19 protein-coding genes are annotated in these 25,033 nt (G+C 63.4%); 9 read left to right on the forward strand and 10 right to left on the reverse strand.

Translation table 11 applies throughout. From position 1 onward, the window contains the following. Positions 1-10: 10 nt before the first annotated feature. Positions 11-385: a hypothetical protein gene (locus ACFSDX_RS09960; protein ID WP_382313214.1), complete on the forward strand. Its 375-nt coding sequence runs from the start codon at positions 11-13 to the stop codon at positions 383-385. 84 nt (positions 386-469) lie between these two features. On the opposite strand, the gene ACFSDX_RS09965 is transcribed toward ACFSDX_RS09960, so the two are convergent. Then, entirely contained in the window at positions 470-874 is a 405-nt protein-coding gene (locus ACFSDX_RS09965) for a hypothetical protein (protein ID WP_382313215.1), read from the reverse strand. Positions 875-1,116: 242 nt separating this feature from the next. Here ACFSDX_RS09965 and ACFSDX_RS09970 point away from each other — a divergent pair, with 242 nt between their 5' ends. Then, positions 1,117-1,932, forward strand: coding sequence for a M48 family metalloprotease (locus ACFSDX_RS09970; protein ID WP_382313216.1), 816 nt, complete (start codon positions 1,117-1,119; stop codon positions 1,930-1,932). 195 nt (positions 1,933-2,127) lie between these two features. Here the strand turns inward: ACFSDX_RS09970 and ACFSDX_RS09975 are convergent, their stop codons facing one another. Further along, positions 2,128-2,760: an LON peptidase substrate-binding domain-containing protein gene (locus tag ACFSDX_RS09975; RefSeq protein WP_382313217.1), complete on the reverse strand. Its 633-nt coding sequence runs from the start codon at positions 2,758-2,760 to the stop codon at positions 2,128-2,130. Between the two features lie 138 nt (positions 2,761-2,898). Between ACFSDX_RS09975 and ACFSDX_RS09980 the strand changes: the two genes are divergently transcribed. The 4 genes from ACFSDX_RS09980 (at position 2,899) to ACFSDX_RS09995 (ending at position 10,902) form a co-directional block, all read left to right on the forward strand. After that, positions 2,899-3,321, forward strand: a complete 423-nt coding sequence (locus ACFSDX_RS09980) for a hypothetical protein (protein ID WP_382313218.1) — start codon at positions 2,899-2,901, stop codon at positions 3,319-3,321. Positions 3,322-3,588: 267 nt separating this feature from the next. Further along, positions 3,589-8,019 (forward strand): CusA/CzcA family heavy metal efflux RND transporter, encoded by a 4,431-nt coding sequence (locus ACFSDX_RS09985; RefSeq protein ID WP_382313219.1) that lies wholly within the window; start codon positions 3,589-3,591, stop codon positions 8,017-8,019. A gap of 138 nt (positions 8,020-8,157) precedes the next feature. Next, entirely contained in the window at positions 8,158-9,333 is a 1,176-nt protein-coding gene (locus ACFSDX_RS09990) for an efflux RND transporter periplasmic adaptor subunit (protein WP_382313220.1), read from the forward strand. Positions 9,334-9,444: 111 nt separating this feature from the next. Then, the gene (locus tag ACFSDX_RS09995) at positions 9,445-10,902 is read left to right on the forward strand and encodes a carotenoid oxygenase family protein (protein WP_382313222.1); all 1,458 of its coding nucleotides are present in this window, start codon (positions 9,445-9,447) and stop codon (positions 10,900-10,902) included. Positions 10,903-11,033: 131 nt separating this feature from the next. On the opposite strand, the gene ACFSDX_RS10000 is transcribed toward ACFSDX_RS09995, so the two are convergent. The 4 genes from ACFSDX_RS10000 to ACFSDX_RS10015 all read right to left on the reverse strand — a co-directional run bounded on the left by ACFSDX_RS10000 (position 11,034) and on the right by ACFSDX_RS10015 (position 16,723). Continuing rightward, the gene (locus ACFSDX_RS10000) at positions 11,034-11,447 is read right to left on the reverse strand and encodes an EamA family transporter (RefSeq protein ID WP_382313223.1); all 414 of its coding nucleotides are present in this window, start codon (positions 11,445-11,447) and stop codon (positions 11,034-11,036) included. 114 nt (positions 11,448-11,561) lie between these two features. Continuing rightward, positions 11,562-12,890 (reverse strand): chloride channel protein, encoded by a 1,329-nt coding sequence (locus ACFSDX_RS10005; RefSeq protein WP_382313224.1) that lies wholly within the window; start codon positions 12,888-12,890, stop codon positions 11,562-11,564. Between the two features lie 177 nt (positions 12,891-13,067). Continuing rightward, a complete protein-coding gene (locus ACFSDX_RS10010) occupies positions 13,068-14,132 on the reverse strand; it encodes a T9SS type A sorting domain-containing protein (protein ID WP_382313225.1) in 1,065 nt (354 codons plus the stop codon). Between the two features lie 245 nt (positions 14,133-14,377). Further along, on the reverse strand, positions 14,378-16,723 hold the full coding sequence (locus ACFSDX_RS10015; protein ID WP_382313226.1) for a heavy metal translocating P-type ATPase: 2,346 nt from the start codon (positions 16,721-16,723) through the stop codon (positions 14,378-14,380). A 157-nt stretch (positions 16,724-16,880) separates the two neighbouring features. Here ACFSDX_RS10015 and ACFSDX_RS10020 point away from each other — a divergent pair, with 157 nt between their 5' ends. Beyond that, on the forward strand, positions 16,881-17,789 hold the full coding sequence (locus ACFSDX_RS10020; RefSeq protein WP_382313227.1) for a LysR substrate-binding domain-containing protein: 909 nt from the start codon (positions 16,881-16,883) through the stop codon (positions 17,787-17,789). Positions 17,790-17,947: 158 nt separating this feature from the next. Then, the gene (locus tag ACFSDX_RS10025) at positions 17,948-18,907 is read left to right on the forward strand and encodes a YeiH family protein (protein WP_382313228.1); all 960 of its coding nucleotides are present in this window, start codon (positions 17,948-17,950) and stop codon (positions 18,905-18,907) included. Here the strand turns inward: ACFSDX_RS10025 and ACFSDX_RS10030 are convergent. From ACFSDX_RS10030 to ACFSDX_RS10045, 4 genes are all read right to left on the reverse strand, one after another. Then, positions 18,904-19,173, reverse strand: coding sequence for a YidH family protein (locus ACFSDX_RS10030; protein WP_382313229.1), 270 nt, complete (start codon positions 19,171-19,173; stop codon positions 18,904-18,906). The genes ACFSDX_RS10025 and ACFSDX_RS10030 overlap by 4 nt on opposite strands. Before the next feature lie 6 nt (positions 19,174-19,179). Beyond that, entirely contained in the window at positions 19,180-20,670 is a 1,491-nt protein-coding gene (locus ACFSDX_RS10035; RefSeq protein ID WP_382313230.1) for an exonuclease domain-containing protein, read from the reverse strand. A 249-nt stretch (positions 20,671-20,919) separates the two neighbouring features. After that, positions 20,920-21,381: a ferritin-like domain-containing protein gene (locus ACFSDX_RS10040; protein ID WP_382313231.1), complete on the reverse strand. Its 462-nt coding sequence runs from the start codon at positions 21,379-21,381 to the stop codon at positions 20,920-20,922. Positions 21,382-21,533: 152 nt separating this feature from the next. Further along, positions 21,534-22,784: an AI-2E family transporter gene (locus ACFSDX_RS10045; RefSeq protein ID WP_382313232.1), complete on the reverse strand. Its 1,251-nt coding sequence runs from the start codon at positions 22,782-22,784 to the stop codon at positions 21,534-21,536. A gap of 278 nt (positions 22,785-23,062) precedes the next feature. Here ACFSDX_RS10045 and ACFSDX_RS10050 point away from each other — a divergent pair, with 278 nt between their 5' ends. Beyond that, the gene (locus tag ACFSDX_RS10050) at positions 23,063-24,991 is read left to right on the forward strand and encodes a DNA topoisomerase IV subunit B (protein ID WP_382313233.1); all 1,929 of its coding nucleotides are present in this window, start codon (positions 23,063-23,065) and stop codon (positions 24,989-24,991) included. Positions 24,992-25,033: the final 42 nt, after the last annotated feature.

A 25,033-nucleotide genomic window follows, 5' to 3' on the forward strand; every position in this document is an offset into this window, starting at 1 on the left:
TGCACCAACTATGATGACTAAATCACTGTCCCTGTTGCCCGCCCTTTTACTGCTGGCAGTGGTGAGCTACGGGCAAACTGCCCCAACCCCGCTCGACCCCAAAGCTGGCCAGACCGTTACGGCCATGACGCGGGAGATGAGCAACCATCTGCAACTAAACGAAGGCCAGTACATTAAGCTGTACAGCATCAACCGCACGCGCCTGGCCCGCCAGCACGAAATTGAGCACGCCACGACTGCCGATGCAACTAGCCGCACCACCCAGCTCGCCGAGCTGCAAGGCCAGTACGAGCAGGAGTGTGCTCGCATTCTGACGCCCTCGCAGCTGAGCCTGATGCAGCAGGACCAGACCAATCAAGTAACGACTGGCAACGGCCAGGGCTAGTAGCCGCGCCGCTCCACTCAGTAGTTTATAAAGCCAGCCGGAGCTCCCGGCTGGCTTTTTTCGTGCGGAGGCAGCGCTTCGGGTTCATTGAGAATCGGCTGCGAGGATAGGGTCAGCCTGCACCTCCGTAACGGTACCTAGGGGCCCAAAGTGCAGGCGCAGGCGCGGCGCGCTGGAGCGCGGGTGGCGCGGCCCGCATTGCGGCCCCGCCACCAGGTAGTAGCAGTAGATTTTCTCGGTTTGGGCCTGCAGCTCTTCTTCATCAGGGGGGCCGAGCAGGGCGTTGACATCGTCGGCGCGAGCCTCGTAGAGCTGGGCGCGGGCGGCGAGCAGCGGCGGCAACAGCGCTGCCCGCTGGTTGCGGCAGGCGTAGGGGTCGGCGCGCCAGGCGGCGGCCTCAAAGCCCGGAATGGAAGGGAGCGCGTGGCCACAGCCGCTGAGCAGCAGGCCGATACCAGCCGCCAGGCCAGAAAACAAAGAGCGGGACATAGGTAAGTGCCAGAACCGCCAAGTGGCCCGGCCCGGCGAAGCTACTTCGCAAACCTCGCGCTGGACCGGCTAGGCCGGCGGGGTGCCCGCTACCAGCCGCGCCAGCAGCCACGCCAAACCCGGCACTAGCCCGGGTCCGGGCCGGGTGCGTGGGCCGCCTAGGCACCCCAAAAACCTAGGGGCAACTCGTGCGTTAAGGGAGCTAAACACCCACACTCTTTCCAGAAAACACCTCTTCACCTATGCGACTAAATCTTCGGTTCATCATTGCCCTGGTCATCGCGGCCGTTACGCTGATTGGCTATTTCTTTAACACCTCAACCAACCCCGTAACGGGCGAAAAGCAGCACATCAACATGTCGGCGGCTCAGGAAGTAGCCCTGGGCTTGCAAGCCGCGCCCCAAATGGCGGCCGAGTACGGCGGCGAAAGCCCCGACACCCGCGCCAGCGCCGCGGTGCAGCAGGTGGGCCAGCGCCTGGTGGCCGCCAACAACCTAGCCCAGAAAACGAGCTACCGCTACCAGTTTCACTTGCTGGCTGATGACCAGACTATCAACGCCTTTGCCCTGCCGGGCGGGCAGGTGTTCATCACGATGGGCATCCTCAAAAACCTGAAGACCGAGGCCGAGCTGGCCGGCGTGCTGGCCCACGAGATTGGCCACGTAGTGGGCCGGCACTCGGCCGAGCAGGTGGCCAAAAGCCAGCTCACGCAAGGCCTGTCGGGTGCGGCGGCCATTGCTTCCTACGACCCCAACAGCCCCGGCAGCAGCGTAGCCCGCGCCGCCGCCGCCGCCATGATTGCTAAGCTCGTGACGCTGCGCTTCGGCCGCGAAGACGAGCTGGAGGCGGACGAGTTTGCCGTCAAGTTTACGCCCACGGCGGGCTACGACCCCCGCGCCATGATTAACGTGATGCAGATGCTCAACAGCAAAGGCGGGGGCGGTGGCCAGCCCGAGTTTATGAGCACTCACCCCAACCCCGGCAACCGCATCGAAGAGTTGCAGAAAGAAATCAAGCAGGCCTACCCGCAGGGCGTGCCGGCCGGGCTAAAGCCCTAGGGTAGATTTTATTGTGCCATTGCGAGCGAAGCGAGGCAATCGCACCTGAACGCCGCCGCTGAACGGGCGCAATTGTTTTGCTCCGCTCGCAATGACACGTGGTTGGGGTTATCGTAAATACGATGGTCCACTAGTAAAACAAGCGAGGCTGCCTTATGGGCAGCCTCGCTTGTTTTACTAAGAATCTGAACCGCCCTAAAACGTCGGCGGCTGCAGGTTCTTGAAGTGCCCGTTTAGGCGCACGCGCTCCTTGAGGCGCTCGGCTTCGAGCACGGCGGGCAGCAGGCGCGTGAGGTGCTCGTACACCATGTCCTGGCGCTCTTGCTCGGCGGTGGTGCCCAGCAGCTGATATTCCTGCTCGGTGCTAAGGCCAATGTGGTGGGCCACGTCAAAAATCTTGAATTCGGGGTCGAGCTGCAGGAGCAGCTTGCGCAGCCCTAGGGCCTCGTAGAGCTGGCGCACCTGCCCGGCAATGCGCTGGCGCAGGGCCGAGTCGGCCACATCGTCTTGCACGATGGGCTCGACCTGCCCAGCGGCGTAGAGCTTGCCGGGCGCCTGGCGGTAAAACTTCTGCACCCGGAAAATGCCCACGGCTTCGGTGCGGATGTCCATTTCGCCGCCGGCGTGGGTTTTCTCCACGCTCAGCAGGCGCATCTCGGTGCCCAGCTCCTGCACCGCGTTGTCAAGGAAGGGCGTGATGCCGAAGGTGAGGCCTTCGGTGAAGCAGTCGCGCACCAGCTCGCGGTAGCGGGGCTCGAAAATGTGGAGGTTCAGTTTCTCGCCTGGGAAGGCCACCAGGTTGAGCGGGAAGAGCGGAAGTAGACGCATGATGAGGCAAGAATCGGCAAACTCCACAAATGTTTTGCCGCCGCACGCCACCGGCGGCTCCTTAAATTAGCCTTAAGTTTGCCGAACCGCTTGGCCGGGCCCAAACTTTCGGGAGAGCCCCGCGTTTGGAAAGCAGTTATGAAATCGGTGGTTTCCTTCTTTCTGGCCTGCCTCATGCTGGTGGGCAGCTTCATTCCGCAAAACGACCTGTCGGAACTGAGCAAGCTGCCCCAGCTGCTGGAGCACTACCGCTTCCACCACTCGGTGGCGGGCGGCGGCTTGTCGGTAACCCAGTTTCTGGCCGAGCACTACGGCTCGGGTACTAAGGAACACTTCGGCTGCACGTTCTCGCCCGCGCACCAGCAAGACCACCAGGGCCTGCCGCTGCACGGCCGCCACGCGTGCAGCAGCCACGTGGCGTTCGTATTCCTGCCCGCCGCCGCCTTAGGCGCACCGGCCGAGCACCCCGCGCCGTGGGTGGGCCGGGCCTACTACCCCGCTGCTCACGCCCGCTCCCTCGACGGGGCCACTGCCGCCCTGCTCCAGCCGCCCCGAGCCTAGCCCCCGCCTGCCCCTGGGGGCAGTGTGCGCGGCTTGAACCTAATGAACTTGCTACCAAACGCTTGCTGCGGCAACGCGGAGTAGTCAGCACCTAGGGCCGACGCACTTTCTGGGGCTACGGGCCCGCCGCTCGCCTGGGCGGCGCGGGGGCCGGGCCGAGTCTGGTAATTCTGGTTTTTGGTGGGAGAGGCGCCCGGTGCTGCGGCACTGGCGCGGCGCACGGCACCCTAGGGGCCGCGCCCACCAGGCACCGCAACTTTTGCGTTCATGCTAGAAAAAATAATTGCGGCCAGCGTCCGCAACAAGCTGCTGGTGGCGCTCATGCTAGTGGCGCTCATGGCCTGGGGCGGCTACTCGGCGGCCAATTTGCCGCTTGATGCCATTCCTGACGTCACTAATAACCAGGTGCAGGTCATCACCCAAAGCCCGGCGCTGGCCGCGCAGGAGGTCGAGCAAACCATCACGGTGCCGCTCGAATTGCAACTGCGCACCGTGCCGGGCGTAACCGAGATTCGCTCCATCTCGCGGTTTGGGTTGTCGGTAATTACGGTCGTTTTCCCCGACGATATCAGCACCTACCAGACCCGGCAGCTGGTGGCCGAGAAGCTCAAAGCCGCCGAAGCCGACCTAGGGTCCGGGTCCGGCGTACCCACCATGGCGCCCATCACCACCGGCCTGGGCGAGATATACCAGTACAGCCTGCGGGTGCTGCCGGGCTACGAGAAACAGTTCTCGCTGGCTGCGCTGCGCGACGTGCAGGACTGGCTCGTGAAGCGCCAGCTGGCCGGCGTGCCCGGCGTGGTGGATGTGAGCAGCTTCGGCGGCTACCTGCGCGAATACGAGGTGTCGGTAGACCCCAACCGCTTGGCCGCCAACAACGTAACCATGGCCGAGCTTTACCAGGCCTTGCAGGACAACAACGCCAACACGGGCGGCGCCTACCTAGAGCGCGGCCCCAACGCCTACTTCATCCGGGGTGAGGGGCGAGCGGCCTCGCTGGCCGACCTAGGGGCCACCGTGATAAAGCAGGCCGCGCAGGGGCAGCCGCTGCTGGTGCGCGACGTGGCCACCGTGCGCATGGGCCACGCCGTGCGCTACGGCGCCATGACCCGCAACGGCCAGGGCGAAACCGTGGGCGGCATCGTGCTCATGCTGAAGGGCGCCAGCTCCGAAAACACTATCAAGAACGTAAAAGCGCGGGTAATCGAGCTGCAAAAGACTTTGCCCAAAGGCGTGGTCGTGACGCCCTTTCTCGACCGCACCAAGCTCATCGACAAGGCCATTGCCACCGTGGAGCACAACCTCGTGGAGGGCGGCGTGATTGTGCTGCTGGTGCTCTTGCTGCTGCTCGGCAACTGGCGGGCCGGCGTGGTGGTGGCCCTCATGATACCGCTGTGCATGTTGTTTGCCCTAGGGATGATGAGCCTCTTCGGCGTGTCGGCCAACCTCATGAGCCTAGGGGCCTTAGACTTCGGCCTCATCGTGGACGGGGCCGTGATTATCGTGGAGGCCGTCATTTTTCACCTGGTGCACCAGCGCCGGGCAGCGGCCCACGAAACCATGGACGACATCACTGAGAAGGCCGCCACGCGCCTCATGTCGTCGGCCTTATTTGGGCAGTTTATCATTCTGATAGTGTACTTCCCCATCTTGTCGCTCACGGGTATTGAGGGCAAGATGTTCCGGCCGATGGCGCTCACGGTGAGTTTTGCCATCATCGGGGCCATGCTGCTGTGCCTCACCTACGTGCCGGCGGCCACGGCCTGGGCCTTGAAGAAGGACATTAAGGAGGAAGGCACCATTGCCGACCGCATTATGAAAACCCTGCACCGGGGTTACGACCCCATCATCCGGGCGGCACTGGGGGCGCGCTGGGTGGTGGTGGGCGCGGCCGTGGCGCTGCTGGGGCTGGCGGGCGTGCTGTTTGCAGGCATGGGCGGCGAGTTTATTCCGCAGCTCGATGAGGGCGACTTTGCCTTGAACGTGACGCTGGCGCCGGGCTCGTCGTTGACCCAGACCGTGGCCACGAATACTAAGGTGCAGCAGATTCTGCTCAAGCAGTTCCCCGAAATCGAACAGATTGTGGGCAAGAGCGGCACGTCCGAGATTCCGACCGACCCGATGTCGATGGAGGACAGCGATGAGATGATTATTCTGAAGGACCGCAGCTTGTGGACGTCGGCCAGCTCGCGAGAGGAGCTGGCGGGTAAGATGCAGGCGGCCCTAGCCGGTATTCCGGGCGTGAACCTCGAGTTTCAGCAGCCCATCCAGATGCGCTTCAATGAGTTGATTTCGGGCGTGAAGTCGGACGTGAGCATCAAGATTTACGGCGACGACCTAGGCGTTTTATATGAGAAGGCCAACCAGGCGGCCGACCTGATTCGGCCGCTGGCCGGCGTGGGCGACCTCAAGGTGGAGCAGATTGCGGCTTTGCCGCAACTGCGCGTGCGCTACGACCGCCAGAAGCTGGCCCAGTACGGCCTGAAGGTGAGCGACCTCAACTCCTTGCTGCGCTCGTCCTTCGCGGGCGATGTGGCGGGGCAGGTCTACGAGGGCGAGCGCCGCTACGACCTGGTGGTGCGCCTCGACAGCGTGCACCGCGCGGGCCTCACCAGCCTGCAAAATTTGTACGTAGACACGCCCAGCGGCCAGAAAATTCCCCTCGACGAGGTGGCCAGCGTGGCCTACCACAACGCGCCCATCCAGATATCCAGGGACGATGCGCGCCGCCGCATCAACATCGGCATCAACGTGCGGGGGCGTGACGTGCAGAGCCTGGTGGAGGAGATTCAGCAGAAGCTGGGCGCCCGCCTGACCCTGCCCACCGGTTACTCCATGACCTACGGCGGGCAGTTTGAGAACCTAGTGCAAGCCAAGAAGCGCCTGGCGGTGGCCGTGCCGGTGTCCCTGGCGCTCATCTTTATGCTGCTCTACCTCTCGTTTCGGTCGGTGAAGCAGGCACTCTTGATTTTTACAGGCGTACCCTTGGCTACCATCGGCGGCATCGTGGCGCTGTGGCTGCGGGGCATGCCGTTCAGCATCTCGGCGGGGGTGGGGTTCATCGCGCTCTTCGGGGTGGCGGTGCTGAACGGCATCGTGCTCTTGGCCAGCCTGAACGAGCTGGCGGCCGAGGGCGTGGCCTCGGTGCGCGAGCGGGTGCTGCGCGCCACCGAGGAGCGATTTCGGCCGGTACTCTTGACGGCGGCCGTGGCCTCCCTAGGCTTCCTGCCGATGGCGTTGAGCACGTCGGCCGGCGCTGAGGTGCAAAAGCCGCTGGCCACGGTGGTCATCGGCGGGCTCATTTCGGCCACGCTGCTCACGCTGCTGGTGCTGCCGATGCTCTATTCCTTCTTCACCAAAGACGGCGAACCCAACCCCAAAGAGGCCGCCCAGGCGGCCGACGACGCCAAGCACGCCGCCGAAGTAAGGGAGACCCCGCCCCCCGCCCGCCCGTTGCCGGTGGGCGCGGCGGTGGCGTTGGCCCTGCTCCTAGGTGGGCTGGCCCGGCCGGCGCTGGCCCAAAACACGCTCGGTACCACGGCCGGGCAGCCCCTCAACCTAGGGCAGTTGCTGCAGGCGGCGGGCGCCCAGAACCAGTCGCTGCGCAATGCGGGCCTGCAAACCCAGCAGCAGCAGGCACTTATCCGCACCGGCGTGGAGCTGCCGCGCACGGTGGTCGATTTTCAAGTCGGCCAGGTCTCGAGCAACCTCACCGACCAGACGTTCAACGTCATTCAGCAGGCGGCCCTGCCGGGCGTGTACCTGGCGCAGCGCCGGCTGTTGCAGGGCCAGGGCGCCACTGCCGAGCAGCAGGCCGCCGTGGGCCGGCGCAGTCTGGTGCAGGCCATTCGCAGCAACTACTACGGCTTGCTGGTGAGCTACCGCCGCGTGGCGCTGCTGCGCCGCCAGGACAGCCTGTACCGGCGGGCGGCCCGCGCCGCGCTCATTCGCTACAAAGTGGGCGAAACCAACCGGCTGGAGCAGGTGGCGGCCGAGGCGCGGGTGCTCGAAATCGAGAACCGCCTGCTCACCACGCTCTCCGACCTGGAGGTGCAGCGCGAGCAGCTGGGCCAGCTGCTGGGCAGCCCCGGCGCGGCCACCATCGACACCACCGGCGCGATAGTGGCCCCGCTCACGGCCGCCGACACGGCGGCGCTCTCGCCCGAGAGCAACCCTACCCTAGGCCTGCTGCGCCAGCAGATTGCCGTGAGCCAATTGCAGGTGCGCGTCGAGCAGCTGCGCCGCTTGCCCGACCTGCGGGCCGGCTACTTTCAGCAAACCATCCGGCCCGAGTTCACGGCCCTGCGGGTGGGGCAGCTGGGCCTGGCCATTCCGCTGCTGGGCGGGGCCGGGCGCGCGCGGGTGGCGGCCGCACGCCTGGGCGAGCAGGTGGCCCAGGGCCAGCTGGCCTATACCACCAGCCAGCTCACGACCCAGCTCAGCACCCTGCGCCGCCAGCTGCGCCGGGCGCAGGCCTCGCTCGACTACTACCAGCGTACGGCGCTGCCCCAGGCCAAGCTTATTCTCATCACGGCCGAGAAGAGCTTTCGGGCCGGCGACATCGACTACGTGACCTACGTCGTGAACACCGAGCCGGCCTGGCAAATTCAGTCCAACTACCTCGACCAAGCCCAGCGCTACAACGAGCTGGTGGTAAACCTGCAAGCGCTCACCGGCACCGACATTCTATCGAAGTAGGGTGCGGGGCTTGCCCCCGCCCGGCGTTCGCTTTTTGATAGCGTAGAACTGCGGCGCAACGGCGAATGAGTGCCGCCCAACGCCGGGCGGGGACAAGCCCCGCACCCTACCCAACCTTTCTTAATGATGATTTTTTCCTTGAAACAATACGCCCTGGTGGGTACGCTGGCGCTGCTTACTGCCTGCGGTTCAAAAGGTAATAATACTGCCCAAGAAGCCGCCGCGCCCGCCGCCCCGGCCCCCGCCGCCAACCCCGACGAGGTAGCCATCAGTGCCGCGCAGATGCGGGCGGCGGGCATCGCCTTGGGCAGCTTCGAGCGCCAGAACATGACCACCGAAGTGCAGGCCAACGGCTCGGTAGAGGTGCCGCCCCAAAACCGGGTGTCCATCACGGCCATCCAGGGCGGCTATGTGCAAACGGTGGCCGTGTTGCCCGGCGAGCACGTGGCGGCCGGCGCCACGGTGGCCACCCTGCGCTCGCCCGAGTACCTCAGCTTGCAGCAGCAGTACTTGCAGAGCAAGGCCAAGGTGCGCTTTCTGGCTGAAGACCTGGAGCGCCAGCGCATCCTGGACGTGGAGGACGTGGGCGCCAAGCGCAAGCTGCAAATGGCCCGCGCCGACTTTGCCACCGAGCAGGCCACGCTGCGCGCCACCGCCGCCCAACTGCGGCTGCTCGGCATTGGGGTGGCCCGCCTCGATGCCACCGGCCAGCTCCAAAGCAGCGTGCCGCTCACCACGCCCATCGCGGGCTACGTAAAGGCGGTCAACATCAACCCCGGCCAGTTCGTGAACCCCCAGGACGTGCTGGTGGAGGTGCTCAACCGCGACGACTTGCACCTCGAGCTGAAGGTGTTTGAGAAGGACGTGGCCCAGGTGAAAGTCGGCCAGAAGATATTGTTTAAAGTGCAGAACGTGGACCGCGGCGAGGAGCTTACGGCCCGCGTGTTTTTGGTGGGCAAGGCCTTCGACGACGACGCCCGCACCGTGCGCGTGCACGCCCACCTTGAGCCCGAGCGCACCGATTTGCTGCCCGGCCAGTTTATCGCCGCCCGCATCCAAACGGCCGGCGCCCGCGTGCGCACGCTGCCCGAAAGCGCGCTCATTCAGGCCGGCGACCTGAGCTACATCTTCCGGCGCGTGGGCCAGGACTCGGGCCGCACGGTGTTCAGAAGAGTAAAAGTGCGCGCCGGCCAGCCCCAGCACGGCGACGTAGCCGTGACCCTGCTCGACCCGCTGCCCGACACGACCGGTCTGGTGCGCCAGGGCGCGTACTTCCTGGACGCCGAGCTGCGCAAGGGCGCGGACGCGGAGTAGGGTACCACGGTCGGCGAGCTCTAGGTCGCCTATGCCGAAGGATAACGTGTGAAGCGCGCGGCCGTCAACTATTCCGCCGTCGCCGCGGTTAGCGGCTAAACCCTCGCCGCCATGCCCATTCGCCACTACCCCACGCTGCACGCCTACGTGGCGGCCAACCGCCGCACCCGCGCCGAATACGACGCCGAGGCCTTGCCGCTGCTCGAAGGCGCCCTGCCGCCCGACCTCGTGGGCACGCTGCTGCGCAACGGCAACGGCCACTTCGAGCAGCACGGCGTGCCCTACGAGCACTTGTTTGATGGCGACGGCATGGTGGCGCGCTTCCGCTTCGACGGGCGCGGCGTGACCTACCGCAACCGCTACGTGCGCACGGAGGAGTTTGTGGCGGAAGAAAAGGCGGGGAAGATGCTCTACCGCAGCTTCGGCACCAACCTGCCCGGCGGGCTGCGCGCCAACTTCGGCAAAACCCAGTTCAAGAACACCGCCAATACCAGCCTCGTGGAGCACGGCGGCCACCTGCTCGCGCTCTGGGAAGGCGGCCTGCCCCACCGGCTGGACCCCGACACCCTAGGTACCCACGGGCGCTACGACTACGCGGGCACGCTCCGCAACCCGTTCTCCTGGCTCGACCGCCGCATCACGCCCGAGCTGCCCTTCTCGGCCCACCCCAAGGTGCACCCCACTACGGGCGTGCTTCACAACTTCGGCACCGTGGCCGGCACCCAGCACCGGCTGGCGCTCTACGAAGTGAGCCCCGCGGGCGAGGCCCGACTGGCGCACGCGCTGCCCATGCCGGCCGCCACCTTCGCCCACGACTTTGTGCTGACCCAGAGCGGGCACCGCATCTTCTTCCTCACGCCGGTGGCGTTTGACGTGGTGCGGGCGCTGGCGGGTATCACTTCGCCAGCCGCTTCTATTAAGGTAGACCCTAGACAGTCCATTCAGGTAGTGGTGGTGGGGCCAGATGGCGAGGTGCAGCGCCTCTCGACTGACTTCGGCTTTCCCTTCCACTTCGTGAACGGCTACCAGGACGCCGACGGCACGCTCGTGGCCGATGCCCTGCTGATGAACACCTACCCCAGCTCGCTCAGCATCAAGGCCTACCTGGCCGGCAACCTGCCCGGCGACGAGCCGCTGGCCAAGTTCGTGCGCTTCCGCCTCGACCTAGGCGCCGGCACCGTATCGCGCCAGCTCTTGTCGGATTACGAGGGCGAGCTGCCCGAAATCAACCCCGCCCGCGTGGGCCAGCCCTACCGCTACGCCTGGGCCATCGGGCGCCCGCCCAGCCACCCGCTGCCCTTGCTCGACCACCTCATCAAGCTCGACGTGCACACCGGCGCTGCCCGCCACGCCTACGAGCCCGAGACCCTGGTGAGCGAGCCTGTGGTGATACCCAAGGCCAACGCCACCGCCGAAGACGACGGCTACCTCGTGTACCTGCGCTTCGACGCCCGCACCACCACCACCGACCTGATAGTAGCCGACGCTGCCGACCTGCGCCTGCTGGCCCGCCTAGGGCTGCCGCACAACATTCCGCTGGGCTTTCATGGGCTGTGGCAATCGGCCTAGGGCTGCCCAAGGTAGGGGCGGGGCTTGTCCCCGCCCAGGCGTTTGGTTCGTTGTTCAGGTGCGGCTTAACGACGGGCGAGGGCAAGCCCCGCCCCTACGCCAACTCCGAAACTGACCTAGGTGGCCATTATTTAGAGAATGAGCACCAGCGTGCCCCCAATGATGAGCAACGCCCCTAGGGCCACTTTCAGCGTCAGCGTCTCGCCCAGAAACAGCACCGACAGCCCGATGGCGATGGCCACGCTGAGCTTATCGACGGGCGCCACCTGCGATACTTTGCCCAGCTGCAAAGCCTTGAAGTAGAATATCCACGATAAGCCCGTGGCCACCCCCGACAACCCAAGGAATACCCAGGTGCGCGGGCTCAGGTGCAGCATATCGGCCGGCTGGTCCTTCACCAGCACGATGCCCCAGGCCACCACCAAAATGACCACCGTGCGAATGGCCGTGGCCAAATCAGAGTTTACGCCCTTGATACCGACCTTGGCCAGCACGGCCGTGAGCGCCGCAAACACGGCCGAAAGCAACGCGTACCACCACCACATAAATCAATTAACAATTAGTAATGAGCAATGAACAGAAGCTAAGGAGCCGGTAGTCTTAAACGAAGCTGTGCGTCACTCGATGCTTGTTTTCTGCTAGTTGTTCATTGCTCATTATTAATTACCCCCTAGGCGCCGACCGCGCTGCCGGGCCAGCAGCGGGTGCTTGGCCTGCCCGATTCTCTGCGAGGCGTAAATGCCGTGGTGCCCCGAGAACAGGTAGGCCACCACGCAGGCCAGCCCTAGGTACACGCCCGCGTGACTGCCAAACAGCTCCAGGCCCATGAGCAGGCAGGCCAGTGGCGTGTTGGCTGCGCCCGCAAACACGCCTACAAAGCCCATGCCCGCCAGCAGCGCCACCGGCAGCGGCAGCACCCCCGCCAAAGCCGACCCTAGGGTGGCCCCGATGAAGAACAGCGGCGTAACCTCGCCGCCCTTGAAGCCCGCCCCTAGGGTAAGGGCCGTGAGCAGCAGCTTCCAGGCAAAATCTTGCCCGCCCAGCTGGTGCTGAAACGCCTCCACGATAACGGGTACCCCTAGGCCAGCGTAGCGCGTGCCCACCGCCCACAGCAGCAGCGCCACCACCACGCCGCCCACTACCGGCCGCAGCGGCGCGTAGCCCAGGCGCCGGAACTGCAGTGTAAACCAGTGCGTGAGCGTGGCAAACGCCCGCGCCGCCAGCCCAAACGCCGCGCCCGCCAGCAGTGTGGCGCCCAGCCCGGCCGCCGTCAGCGGCAAGGCCGCCAACTCGGGATATTGGGTGTGGCCCACGCCCCAGGCGCGCGTGACCACATCGGCCACCACGGCGGCCAAAAAGCTGGGCAGAATGGCCTCGTAGCGCACGCTACCCAGCAAAAAGACTTCCAACCCAAACACCGCGCCCGCCAGCGGCGTGCCGAACACCGAGGCGAAGCCCGCACTCATGCCCGCGATGAGCAATAGGTGGCGGTCGCGTCGCAGCTGCCGGCCCAGGCGCCCTAGGCGCCCCCCGGCCGGCAGCCAGCGGCCCAGCTGGTCGGCCAGCGCGCCGCCCATTTGCACGGCCGTGCCCTCGCGCCCCGCCGAGCCGCCAAACACGTGCGTGAGCAGCGTGCCGCCCAGCACCAGCGGCACCAGCCGCAGCGGAATGCGCTCGCTGGGCGCGTGGATTTCGTCGAGAATGAGGTTATTACCCTTCACCGCCCGGTTGCCGAAGCGCTGGTAGGCCAGGCCCACCACCAGGCCGCCCAGGGGCAGCAGGGCCAAGGCCCAGGGGTGGTCCTCGCGCCAGGCGGTGACCCATTCCAGCGCTACTAAAAAGCCCGCCGAGGCTGTGCCCGCCAGCGCCCCCACCAGGCTGGCCAGCAGCAGCCAGCGCCCCACAAACCACACCGTGGGCGCGCTGGCCCAGGCCCGCCACCCAGCCATTCGCCGGGGGGCCGGTAATAAATCAGAAGAAGTAGCCACGCCGCGAAATAACGCGCCAGGCGCCAGCCGCCGCGCCTAGGTGCCCGCGGCCCATCCGCCCGCCCCCGGGCAGCGCGCAGCAAAAAGCCCCCGCTGAAACAACGGGGGCTTTTCGCTACCCTAGGCTTGGCGGCCGAAGCCGCCAGGTTCTCTCCAGGTTATAGGGTAATTCGGCGCCTAGCGCCCACTGCTTTTAATAAACCGCGTGCTGAGGCCGGTGGCCGCGTCGCGGAGAAAGTACAGGCCGCCCGGCAGGCCGCTCACATCAAGCGGCTGGGGCTGGTTGGCGGCCAGGTCGGCCGCGTGCACTTGCTTGCCTTGCTCATCAAAAACCGTGAGGTGTGCCCCCGCCGGGCCGCTCACCTGCACGCTGGTGGTCGCGATGGTTGGGTAGGCCGTGAGGCGGGCCAAGAGCCCGGCATCTACCGCTACTACGGGGCTAAAGCTCTCCGCACCAGTGTAGTCTACCTGGCGCAGGCGGTAGTAATGCAGGCCAGTGGCATGGGCATCTACAAACTGGTAGGTGTGCGCCAAGGTGCTGGTGCCGGCGCTTTTTACCTGCCCCAGCGAGTTGTAGCCGCTGGTCAGGCCCTCGGCCCGTTGCACTTCAACGTAGTCGGCATTGTGCTCCGAAGCAGTTTCCCACTTGAGGGCCACCCCCATTTCGGTAGCCTTGCCCTGGAAAGTGGTTAGCTGCACGGGCAGCGGGGCTACCGTACCAAAAACGGCGTACACGCTTACCGAGTAGTTCGTGTTGAGCACGGCGCCCGCGTCGAGCTCCAGTTGATTGAACGCCTTCGTGGCCGTGAACTTGACCTGCTGCGCGCTGGGGTCATTGGGCGCCACCGATATCTGCACCAGTGCAGCGTTGCTCAGGGAAATGTCCTGGATGGAATTGTCTGGATTCTGAGCCGTGGTCGAGAATGTGTGCAGGCTCATGCCGCCCAGCACCGTGGCCAGCGAGGAGCTCGATTTAATAATGAGAATGCCCTGTTGGCCCGTCTGCACCGTCGTCGGAAACGTCACGCGCAAGGAGGCGCCGCCTATCAGCGCCGGGTCCACGGTGGCCGAAGTAGTGAGCAGCTCGTCCACCGCCAGCCCAGGGTTTTTGGTAAGAAAAGTCCGGTTATTCTGGTAGGTGTCGGCCCGCATCTGGCTTTGCGCGGCACTAGGCAGCGCCGCAAAGCCAGCCAGTAAAAAGGTAAGGAGAGAAGAGCAAAACCGGAGAGTAGAATTGTACATAAAGAAGGACTTGGATAGGAGTTGCCTTCTTCTTTACAAACCAGCGGCCAAACCCGTTTTTATATTTATTGTACTGTTTAGTATCAGCAAGTTTTTATAAACAGCGCATTGCTCGCACTATAGCGGGATTGAAAATCCCATAATGGGAAAAATAGCACTTAGTAAATTTGAAATGCCGCTATCCTTTTCGCTTAAGTTCAGCAATAAATCGCTCAACTAACCAAAAAACTGTGCCAGCGCTGACCCTAGGTTTGTGCTAAGCCCTTAAAACGCCGCAGCCGCAGCGAGTTGGTAAGCACCGACACCGAGCTCAGGGCCATGGCCCCGGCCGCCAGCATCGGCGAGAGCAGCCAGCCCGTGGCGGGGTAGAGCAAGCCGGCTGCAACAGGGATACCGATAACGTTGTAGATGAAGGCGAAGAATAGGTTTTGCCTAATGGTGCGCATAGTGGCCCGCGAAAGGGCAATGGCCGTAGCTACGCCCTGCAAATCGGGGCGCATGAGGGTAATGCCAGCAGCTTCTAGGGCCACATCGGTGCCCGTGCCCATGGCCAAGCCCACATCGGCCCGGGCCAGGGCGGGCGCGTCGTTGATACCGTCGCCCACCATTGCTACCGTGCGACCCTCCGCTTGCAAATATTGTACTTTTTCAGCTTTATTTTGAGGTAAAACCTCGGCAAAGTAGCGCTTAATGCCAGCCTGATGGGCGATGGCGGCCGCGGTCTGCTCATTATCGCCCGTTAGCATTATAACCTCAATACCCTGCTGCTGCAGCGCCTGCACAGCCGCCCGCGAAGTAGGACGTATCTCATCTGCCAAACCCAATACAGCGGCCACCTGGCCATCGAGGGCGGCGTAGAGTACCGTGCGGGCCTGGGCCAGCAAGGCGGCCGCCACCTGCTGGGCGGCGGGCGGCAGCGATAGGCCGGCTTCGCGCAGCAGGCGCTCGTTGCCGAGCAGCACGGCGTGGCCGCCCACGGTAGCGGCCGCCCCCTGGCCCGCCACGGCCCGAAAGCCCGTGGCCATGGCCCTGGGTGCCCCCTGGCCTTCGGCGTAGCGCACTACTGCGGCGGCCAGGGGGTGCTCGCTTTGGCGCTCCAGGGCTGCGAGCAGGGGCAGCAGGGTAGCCGTTTCGTAGCCGGGCAGGGGCAGCAGGTCGGTGAGGGTGGGCTCGCCGCGGGTGAGGGTGCCGGTTTTGTCGAGCACTACCGTATCCACCCGGTATGCCTTTTCCAAGGCCTCCGCGTTGCGAATCAGAATGCCGTAGTCGGCCCCCTTGCCCGTGCCCACCATGATAGCCGTGGGCGTGGCTAGCCCTAGGGCGCAGGGGCAAGCAATAATCAGCACCGACACAAACGCCGTGAGGGCCAGCGGCAGCCGCGTGCCCGCCGGCCCCAGCACCAGCCAGCCCACCAGCGTGAGCAGCGCCAGCCCGAGTACTACGGGCACGAACACCCCGCTCACCCGGTCGGCGAGCCGCTGAATGGGCGCCCGGCTGCCCTGGGCGTCGCTCACGAGCTGCACTATCTGGGCCAGCACCGTGTCGCGCCCCACTTTGGTCACGCGGAAGCGGAAGGCCCCAGTCTTGTTAATCGTAGCGCCAAAAACGGCCGCGCCGACCGTTTTTTCTACTGGCAAGCTCTCGCCGGTAAGCATGCTTTCATCGAGGGTCGAATGGCCTTCGACCAGCTCGCCATCGGTGGCCACCTTCTCGCCGGGGCGCACGGCCACGAGGTTGCCGGGGCGCAGGTCGGCCACGGGCACGTCTTGCTCGCGGCCATCGGGCAGCACTAGGCGGGCGGTTTTGGCTTGCAGGCCCAGTAGGGCCTTGAGGGCGGCGGAGGTCTGCTGCTTGGCGCGGGCTTCCAGTACCTTACCTAGTAAGATGAGGGCGATAATGGTGGCCGTGGTGTCGTAGTACACGGCCGGTACGATGCCCTGCTGCCGCAAAAACTGCGGCGCTACCGTGGCCCCTAGGCTAAACAAAAACGCCGCGCCGGTGCCCACTGCAATCAGCGTATCCATGCTGGCCGTGCCGTGGCGCAGGCCTTTCCAGGCCGCTGCGTAGAATTCGCGCCCGCTGTACAGCACCACGGGCAGCGTGAGCAAGAGCAGCCCATAGTTGAGCGCCGGCTCGGGCACGCGGTGCATCAGCGCGGGCCACAGCATGAGCATGCTCAGGGGCATAATAAGGGCCGCCAGCCCCGCCGCTACCCAGAAGCGGCGCTTCAGGTGCCGGTAGGCCAGCGCCCGGCGGGCGTCCAGCTCCTCGTCGGTAGCCCCTAGGTGCTCGGGGGCGGCCGTGGGGCTGGGCACGAGCGGTGCGGCGGCCTCGGCCACCTGGTAGCCCGCCGCCTCCACGGCCGCCCGGAGGCGGGCGCGGTCGGCGAGGCCGGGCGAGAACGCCACGGTGGCTTTTTCGGTGGCCAGGTTCACGTGGGCGCTTTGCACGCCGGGCGTCTTTTTGAGGGCGCGCTCCACAAAGTTGGCGCAGGAGGCGCAGGTCATGCCCTCGATGGCGAGGGTGGCCGTTTCAACCGGGCCGGTTAGGGGCTCGGTTAGTGGTGATAGAGTAGGCGAGAGGGGTTGCATGGCAAGGGGCCGCGCGGGTGCGGTGGTAAATGGAGCGGGCGCGGACGCCCGCAGAGTAGCTGGATATACAACAGTAAAAGTGGCAGAATTGGACCCCTAGGTAGGTATATAATTGCGGAGCCGGGACCCTAACATTCCGGCGCCGTTCTTTGCGGGCATGTCCGATTTTCGCCTGCGGGTGTTTGCCGCCGTGGCCCGGCACCTGAGCTTTACCAAGGCCGCCCAGGAGCTGTTCATCTCGCAGCCCGCCGTGACCAAGCACCTGCACGAGCTCGAAAAACAGTACGGCCAGCGCCTGCTGGTGCGCCACGGCAGCCGCGTGGCCCTCACCGAAGCCGGCCGCCTGCTGCTGGCCCACGCCCAGGCCGTGGCCGCCGCCCAGCAGCAGCTCGACGACCAGCTGCTGGCCCTGCGCGACCCCGACGAAACCGCGGGCCGCCTGCGCCTCGGCGCCAGCACCACCCTGAGCCAGTATGTGCTGCCGGCCTGGCTGCCCGCCTTTCAGCAGCGCTACCCCCAAGTGCAGCCGATGCTGCTGAACGCTAACTCTGAGCGCATTGCCGAGGCGCTGCTGCGCGGCGACCTCGACCTAGGCTTCGTGGAGGGCCGCGCCCGCAGCCGCGACCTGCACTACGAGCTGCTGCTGCCCGACGAACTGGTGGCTGTGCGGCGGGCCACGCCCGCCGGCCCGCCCCCGGCGCCCGTGCCGCTGGCTGAGGCCCTGGCCCGCCCGCTGGTGCTGCGCGAGCGCGGCTCGGGCACGCTCGAAGTACTGGAATTTGCCCTGCGCGAACACAAAATCAAGCTCAGCAGCCTGCGCGTGGCGTTTTATTTCGATAGCACCGAGGCCATCAAAAGCTACCTAGAGGCCGCGCCCGACGCGCTGGGCTTTGTGTCGCGGCAGGCGCTAAAGCGTGAGCTGGCGGCCGGGCTGCTCGAAATCGTGCCCATCGCGGGCCTCGCGCTGCCCCGGCAGTTTGAGGCCGTGTGGGTGCAGGGCCAGCCCCTGATGCGGGCGGCCCAACGGTTTCTCAGTTTTGGCCAGCAGCAGGCGCAGCTGCTATAACTTTTGGTTATCGCTAATAATAATTTGTAATTATCTTTGCATGAGTGGGTTAGTTACCTTTGGGGCGATAAAAAATCTGCCCTATGCCCGCTCTGCTCGAGAAAGCTACCCCACTAGTAGCACCTGCGCCCGCCACCCGTTTCTTCCGCTTTTTTCATATGACTCATCGCCTAGGGAGGGGCCGGGTCACGGTGGGGCAGGGGGTATTCGGGGCGCTGCTGCTCGCGTGCCTCACGCCGTGGGTGTCGCCGCCCATCGCGCTGGCGCTGGGCTTGGGGCTGGCCCAAACAATTGGCAACCCTTTCGCGGCGCAAACCAAAGCCCTCACGCCTAGATTATTGCAATTCTCGGTTATCGGCCTGGGCTTTGGTATGAATGCCCACGCCGCCGTACAAGCCGGCCGCGAGGGCATCCTGCTCGCGGTGGCGTCTATCGGCGGCACGTTGGTGCTGGGTTTCTTTGTGGGCCGGTGGCTGGGCCTGGGGCGGCGGGTGGTACACCTTATTTCGTGCGGCACCGCCATTTGCGGGGGCTCGGCCATCGCGGCCATCGGGCCGGTGCTGGGGGCTAAGGACGACGATATGTCGGTGAGCCTGGGTACGGTATTCGTACTTAATGCGCTGGCGCTGTTCGCCTTCCCGCCCATTGGCCACGCGCTGCACCTGAGCCAGCCGCAGTTTGGCCTCTGGTGCGCCATCGCCATCCACGACACCAGCTCGGTGGTGGGCGCGGCGGCCGCCTACGGCAACCAGGCCCTCGAAGTAGCCACTACCGTAAAGCTGGCCCGGGCGCTCTGGATTATCCCCGTGGCCATAGGTACAGCCTTAGTATTCAAGCAGAAAGGCGCCAAAATTACGATTCCCTACTTCATTCTGGGCTTTATCGCAGCCATGCTCTTCAATACCTACGCCCCGGCCTACGTGCCCGCCGCCCGGGCCCTAGGTTCCGTTATGGTGGGCCTGGCCAAGGTTGGCCTCACGCTTACGCTGTTTTGCATCGGGGCGGGCTTGTCGGCCCGGGTGGTGCGCGCCGTGGGGGTGCGGCCCTACGTGCTGGGCGTGGTGCTATGGGTCGTCGTTGCCACGGCCTCGCTCTACGCGATTCTGCACCTGGGCTAAGCGGCTGGCACGCGGCAGCGCTCAATTTGGCGCGCATGGTAACGAAAACGTAGCCAGCCAATCAGCATAAACAGAGCCGCCGCGCCCAGCGCTCCGAAGCCCAGCGCGTGCGTGCGCCGGGGCTCCAGCTGCAGCAGCGCCAGCCCAAAGCCCACCAGCGCGAGGCTGGTGCGCACATAGGTGAGCAGCGTGCGCTCGTTGGCGAGGCGGGTGCGGGCGGCAGCCAGCTGCTGCTGGTCGTAGGGCCGGGCGGAAGGCGGGTTCATGCAGCGCTACGCGAAAATCTTGACTTGCTCGCCCTTGCGCTTGGTGCGCACGTACTGCCGGATGATTTGTTGCACGTCTTTATTGTCGGCATACGGCTTCACCGCCTCGCGGAAATCGGCCAGCTTGCGCGCCGTAAACGTCTCATCAACGTAGCCGAAGCCCACGTAGCGGCCATTCTCAATCACGACCAGCGACTTCTCGTCGGCCCGCCGCCCGGTGCCAATGACCACGAACGACTCGTGCTCGTAAGTGATGCTGTCGATGGCCTCGTCTACGCGCAGGTTGTAGGTTTCGGGGGCTTCCTGGCCCACGCAGGCGCCCTGGCAGCGGTGCACTTGGTAGTCGAAGCACGCGCCCTGCGTCTTGTACAGCCCGCACAGCTTTTGGCAGAGGTTATACTTCGCAACCTTATGGTAGAGAAAGCCTTGCGCCTTATACTGGTTGCCGAGTGCGATGATGGGAATCTCCGAATTGCGGGCGTCGGCGCGGCCGTAGTAGAGGCACTTGTAGCCGTTCTCGTTGGTCTTGAGGTAGATGCCCGCCGGAAACACCGAGCGCCGCTGCGCCCGGTTGTAGGCCGGCTTTAACTGCTTGATTAGGTGAGACTCGTAGAGCAGCGCCACCAGCTCCGAGCCCGTCAGCTCGTAGGTGATGTCGGCGATGGAATTCTTAAAATCGAGGCTCTTGCGCGACTTTACGTCCACCGCAAAGTGCTGCTGAATGCGCTTGTAGATGTTGATGCTCTTGCCTACGTAAATAACCTCGCCGGCCTCGTTGTGGAAGTAGTACACGCCCGTTTCCTGAGGCAGCGCGGCTACCTTCTCGGGCGTGATGAGCGGCGGTAGCAAGGCTGTTTTGATGGCCTGGGCCATGGCGGCTACGCGGCGCGGGCTGGGCTTTTTCTCGGTGGGGGCGGTGCCGTCGGGCTTGCGGCCGGCGGGCGCTAGAGCGTCTACGCGGGCCAGCGTGTCGGCGGCGTTGGCTTCGGCGGCGTCGCTTTCCAGCGTTATTTTTAGGAGGCGGTCAAACAGAATGGCGGTGGCTTCGGCGTCGCCGGCGGCGCGGTGGCGGCCACTCAGCGGGATGCCGATATTCTGGCACAGCTTACCTAGGCTGTAGCTCGGCTGCCCCGGTATCAGGCTACGCGAGAGGCGCACGGTACACAGCGTTTTGCGCGAGTAGTTGTACCCTAGGTCAGCAAACTCCTTTTTGAGAAAGGAGTAGTCAAAGCGCACGTTATGAGCGACAAATACGCAGCCTTCAGTCATCTCCACTACCTTGCGCGCCACCTCGTGAAAGCGCGGCGCGTCGGCCACCATGTCGTTGGTAATGCCCGTGAGCTGGGTGATGAAGGGCGGGATGGCGCGGCCGGGATTCACCAGCGTGGAGTAGGAGTCAACCACCCGCTGGCCGTCGTGCACGAAAATGGCCAGCTCGGTAATGCGGTCGTTCGCAGGCTGGCCGCCGGTGGTTTCTAAGTCAATTATCGCGTACAAGGGCAGCAGAAATTCGGGGGAGCTATGCTAACAAAGTTAGGGCGGTAGTTGGTTGCAGGGTTATAGCAGAGCCTCTGTGAGTCTGGGCGTGCGCACAGCGAATATTCTGCGCCTATGTTATAGTTATCAATACCAGGCTACGCTTACGCAGGATGCGAGCTACGCTTGCGCCCGGACTTGCAGAGCCCGAGCTATATACAAAAAAAGCCCGCCGGATGGCGGGCTTTTTTACTTAGCTAAAAAAGTAGCTTAGCTGTTTTTGTGCTGGGTCAGCCAGTTTTTGGCTTGCAGAATAGCATCGTGCTGCTGCTGGAATACCGTTTTGGCACCGGCCGGGATATCCTGGGCCGACAGAGCGGTTTCGTAAGCCTTGAGGGCCGAAGCTTCACCAGTTTCGGCAGCTTCGAGTACTGAAGAGTCGCTGCCGCCGGTGAAGGCCGACTTGATGTTAATCCAGCCGCGGTGCACGGCGGCGGCGGCATCAGTAGCTACGCTCTCGATGGTAGAGTCGTCGCTAGCGTCGATGCCGTACTGCTTAGCGTAGCCTTCCAGGTCCGCTACGAAGCCAGCGCGCTGCTGCGAAAATTGGCTCAACTGCGATTTCAGTTCGGGGCTCGTTACTTCTTCAGCGGCTTCCTGGTAGCCTTTTACCGACGTGCGGTTCAGGTTGAGGATGTCGGTAAACGCGCGGGTGATGATTTCGTTAGCCATGAGTATTGTCTGTAAAGTAGAAAGAGAGACGGAGCAACCAAATTGTGTTCGGCGTCGCTCACTGGCCCTTGTACGCGAATGCTGGAGGCCAAGGGTGTGTTTTGCTAGTATAAAATTTTGGCTTTATCCTAGGTGCGTTGCGGTTGGCCAATCTAAGCTCGACGGGGCTGCGGCATCGGCGGTAAGTCGGGTTCGGGAGCCAACGGCGCGCGCTTACCGCGCACTTGGTCCCAGAGCTTGGCTACAAAGCCGCGGCTGTCGGCAGGGTCTTTCTTAGTAGTTTCGCCGCTGCCCACATCACCTAGGAGAAAGCCCCAGGGCTCGGTCGATTTATTGGCGTCGAGCACTACTTTGAGCACGGCCGAGATGGGCACGCTCAGAATCATGCCCGGCGTGCCCCACAGCTGCGCCCCCAAAATAAGGGCGATAATGGCCGTGAGCGGGTTTAGACTCACTTTAGAGGCCGTAATGAGCGGCGACAGAATATTATCCGAAATAAACTGCACCACCATAAACACGCCAATAACGGCCAGCCCGTGCGTGAGCGAACCAGTTTCGACGTAGGTAATGAGCGCCGGAATGATGGAGCCCACGATGATGCCGATGTAGGGAATAACGGCCAGCACCGAGGCAAAAACGGCGAAGAAAATGGCGTACTTGACCCCGAGCGCCAGCAGCCCGATGGCGTTCAGAATGGACACGACCACGATAACCGTGAACAGGCCCGACATGTAGCCCTGCACCACGTTCTGGATATTATCGACGGTGTGCAGCACTACCGTGCGCTTGTCGGGCTCCACGAAGCGGAACATAAACTGCCGCAGGTGGTCGCGGTAATACAGAAAGCAAAAGATGTAGATGGGCACCAGGGTCACGGTGCTCAGCACGCCCAGGGTGGTGTTGAGGGTCGAGCCTAGGTACTTGCTCGACTGCTTTTGCAGGGCCGACAGCGACGAGTCGATAACTTCATCGTGGCTCATGGGCTGGAAATGAAACCGTTGGCTCAGGGCTTGCTGCTGCTGGTCGAAGAGCACCACGAGCTTGCTCTGAATGAGCGGCAGCTCGCCGCGCAGGCTGATTATTTGGGAGCCAAAGAAGGTGAAGAGCCCCGCAAGCACCAACACCACCAGCAAAAGCGACGCTGCGATGGCCAGCATGCGGGGCCAGCGCCACTTTTCGAGCTTGGTCACGAGCGGCATCAGCAGCAGGCTCAGCAATATGGCGTACACCAGCGGCAGCAGCAGGTCGTCGAGCTTGTGCAGCACAAATACCAGCAGCGATAAGCCAATGAGCATGAAGGTGTAGTGCACCACTGCCGACTGCTTTATCTCGGTGGGGGCGTGGTTGAACGACTGCCCCGGTAGGTTGCGCGGCTGATTAAACTGATTGGGAGGGGGTAGCATGTTGCGTTATGAGTATGGAGTTAAGAGTTAGGAGTTAGGAGTTGGCAAGCGGTGCACCGAACTTTCGCCGGTAGGCAAGGGTTAAAAACCTAATATGATTGGCAGCCTTAAACTAAAAAACGTGGCAGCGGGAAGTTGATTCAACGCTACATTGTGCGTTACTTTTACTCAAAAACTGCCCCACATACGGATTCTAAGCAGCGACAGCCAAAAGCGCCACCGCTCATAGTCAGCTTGCGCAGCAAGCGTATCCGCGGAATCCGTTAAATCTGCGATTAATGAACGACGAACCCCAAGTACTGGCCCCCGCCCACGGCTACACCGAAGACAGCATCCGCTCGCTCGACTGGCGCGAGCATATTCGGCTGCGGCCGGGCATGTACATCGGCAAGCTGGGCGATGGCAGTAGCTACGACGATGGTATCTACGTGCTGGTGAAGGAGGTAGTGGACAACTGCATCGATGAGCACGTGATGGGCTACGGCCGCACCATCGAGATAAAAATCTCGGAGAGCAAGGTGCAGGTGCGCGACTACGGCCGCGGTATTCCCCTAGGTAAGGTGGTAGACGTGGTGAGCAAAATCAACACTGGCGGCAAGTACGATAGCAAGGTGTTCCAGAAGTCGGTGGGCCTCAACGGCGTGGGTACCAAGGCCGTAAACGCGCTCAGTAGCTACTTTCTGGTGCAAAGCGTGCGCGAGGGTCAAATGAAGGCTGCCGAGTTCTCGCAGGGCCAGCTGGTGGGTGACCCCAAGCCCATCAAAACCAGCCAGCGCAACGGCACGCTTATCACGTTTCAGCCCGACGAGACGATTTTTAAGAGCTATCGCTTCATCCCAGAGTATCTCGAGAATCAGATTCGCAACTACTGCTACCTCAACGCCGGGCTGGCGATTTACTTCAACGGCCAGAAGTACATTTCAGAGAACGGCCTGCTCGATTTGCTGCGCCACAAGACTGATGAGGATGCCCTGCGCTACCCCATCATTCACCTGAAAGGCGCCGACATCGAGCTGGCGCTTACGCACGGAAATGATTACGGCGAGGAGTATTACTCGTTCGTGAATGGCCAGTATACTACGCAGGGCGGCACGCACTTAGCCGCATTTCGCGAAGCAGTAGTTAAAGCGGTGCGCGAGTTCTATACCAAGACCAATAAGACCAAGGAGTACGATGCGGCCGACATTCGGGCCAGCATCATCGGCGCCATTTCGGTGCGGGTGCAGGAGCCCGTATTCGAGAGCCAGACCAAGACCAAGCTCGGCAGTATCAATATGGGAGAGGATGGGCCTACGGTGCGCGGCTTTATCCTTGAGTTCGTCAAGGACGAGCTCGACAACTACCTGCACAAGAACCCCGCCGTGGCGGAAGCTCTGAAAAAGCGCATTGAGCAGAGCGAGCGCGAGCGCAAGGACATGGCTGGCGTGAAAAAGCTGGCCAACCAGCGCGCCAAAAAAGCCAATCTGCACAACCGCAAGCTGCGCGACTGCCGCTTCCACCTGGGTGAAAACGCCAAGGACGGCGCCGAAAAAGAGCCGCTCACCACGCTCTTCATTACCGAAGGCGATTCGGCCAGCGGCAGTATCACTAAGAGCCGCAACGTGGAGCTGGAGGCCGTGTTCAGCCTGCGCGGCAAGCCGCTCAACTGCTTCGGGCTCAAGAAGAAAATCGTATACGAGAACGAGGAATTCAACCTCTTGCAGCACGCCCTCAACATCGAGGAAGGTTTGGAAGGCCTGCGCTACAACCGCGTGGTGGTAGCTACCGACGCCGACGTAGACGGCATGCACATCCGGCTGCTGCTGCTCACGTTCTTCCTCCAGTTTTTCCCCGACCTCGTGCGCAACGGCCACGTTTTTATTCTGGAAACGCCGCTGTTTCGGGTGCGTAATAAAAAGGAAACTATTTATTGCTATTCGGAGAGCGAAAAGCAGGAGGCTATGCGCAAGCTCGGCCGCAATCCCGAAGTGACGCGCTTTAAGGGCCTAGGTGAGATTTCGCCCGACGAGTTTGGCAAGTTTATTGGAGAAAACATCAAACTCGAACCCGTTATTCTGCAGTCCGACCGTTCCATTCAGCAAGTGCTGGCTTACTACATGGGCAAGAATACGCCGGCCCGCCAAGAATTTATCATCGATAACCTACGGTTGGAGAAAGACTTAGTAATCAGCGACGCGCTGCCGGTGCCCGAAATAGAGCTGGCCTAATCTGGGAGCCGCCAACAATACTAAAGTTTAAGCCACCCGTAA

It is taken from the genome of Hymenobacter bucti, assembly GCF_042681145.1.
In the GTDB taxonomy this organism is placed as follows: Bacteria; Bacteroidota; Bacteroidia; order Cytophagales; family Hymenobacteraceae; genus Hymenobacter; species Hymenobacter bucti.

Bases quoted from the DNA above. Each gene is read 5' to 3' on its own strand.
- ACFSDX_RS10050 (WP_382313233.1), top strand. From the start codon at position 23,063: ATGAACGACGAACCCCAAGTACTGGCCCCCGCCCACGGCTACACCGAA.
- ACFSDX_RS10025 (WP_382313228.1), top strand. From the start codon at position 17,948: ATGACTCATCGCCTAGGGAGGGGCCGGGTCACGGTGGGGCAGGGGGTA.
- ACFSDX_RS09965 (WP_382313215.1), bottom strand. From the start codon at position 874: ATGTCCCGCTCTTTGTTTTCTGGCCTGGCGGCTGGTATCGGCCTGCTG.
- ACFSDX_RS09970 (WP_382313216.1), top strand. From the start codon at position 1,117: ATGCGACTAAATCTTCGGTTCATCATTGCCCTGGTCATCGCGGCCGTT.
- ACFSDX_RS09995 (WP_382313222.1), top strand. From the start codon at position 9,445: ATGCCCATTCGCCACTACCCCACGCTGCACGCCTACGTGGCGGCCAAC.
- ACFSDX_RS09960 (WP_382313214.1), top strand. From the start codon at position 11: ATGATGACTAAATCACTGTCCCTGTTGCCCGCCCTTTTACTGCTGGCA.
- ACFSDX_RS10030 (WP_382313229.1), bottom strand. From the start codon at position 19,173: ATGAACCCGCCTTCCGCCCGGCCCTACGACCAGCAGCAGCTGGCTGCC.
- ACFSDX_RS10000 (WP_382313223.1), bottom strand. From the start codon at position 11,447: ATGTGGTGGTGGTACGCGTTGCTTTCGGCCGTGTTTGCGGCGCTCACG.
- ACFSDX_RS09980 (WP_382313218.1), top strand. From the start codon at position 2,899: ATGAAATCGGTGGTTTCCTTCTTTCTGGCCTGCCTCATGCTGGTGGGC.
- ACFSDX_RS09985 (WP_382313219.1), top strand. From the start codon at position 3,589: ATGCTAGAAAAAATAATTGCGGCCAGCGTCCGCAACAAGCTGCTGGTG.
- ACFSDX_RS09975 (WP_382313217.1), bottom strand. From the start codon at position 2,760: ATGCGTCTACTTCCGCTCTTCCCGCTCAACCTGGTGGCCTTCCCAGGC.
- ACFSDX_RS10020 (WP_382313227.1), top strand. From the start codon at position 16,881: ATGTCCGATTTTCGCCTGCGGGTGTTTGCCGCCGTGGCCCGGCACCTG.
- ACFSDX_RS10040 (WP_382313231.1), bottom strand. From the start codon at position 21,381: ATGGCTAACGAAATCATCACCCGCGCGTTTACCGACATCCTCAACCTG.
- ACFSDX_RS10015 (WP_382313226.1), bottom strand. From the start codon at position 16,723: ATGCAACCCCTCTCGCCTACTCTATCACCACTAACCGAGCCCCTAACC.
- ACFSDX_RS10045 (WP_382313232.1), bottom strand. From the start codon at position 22,784: ATGCTACCCCCTCCCAATCAGTTTAATCAGCCGCGCAACCTACCGGGG.
- ACFSDX_RS10010 (WP_382313225.1), bottom strand. From the start codon at position 14,132: ATGTACAATTCTACTCTCCGGTTTTGCTCTTCTCTCCTTACCTTTTTA.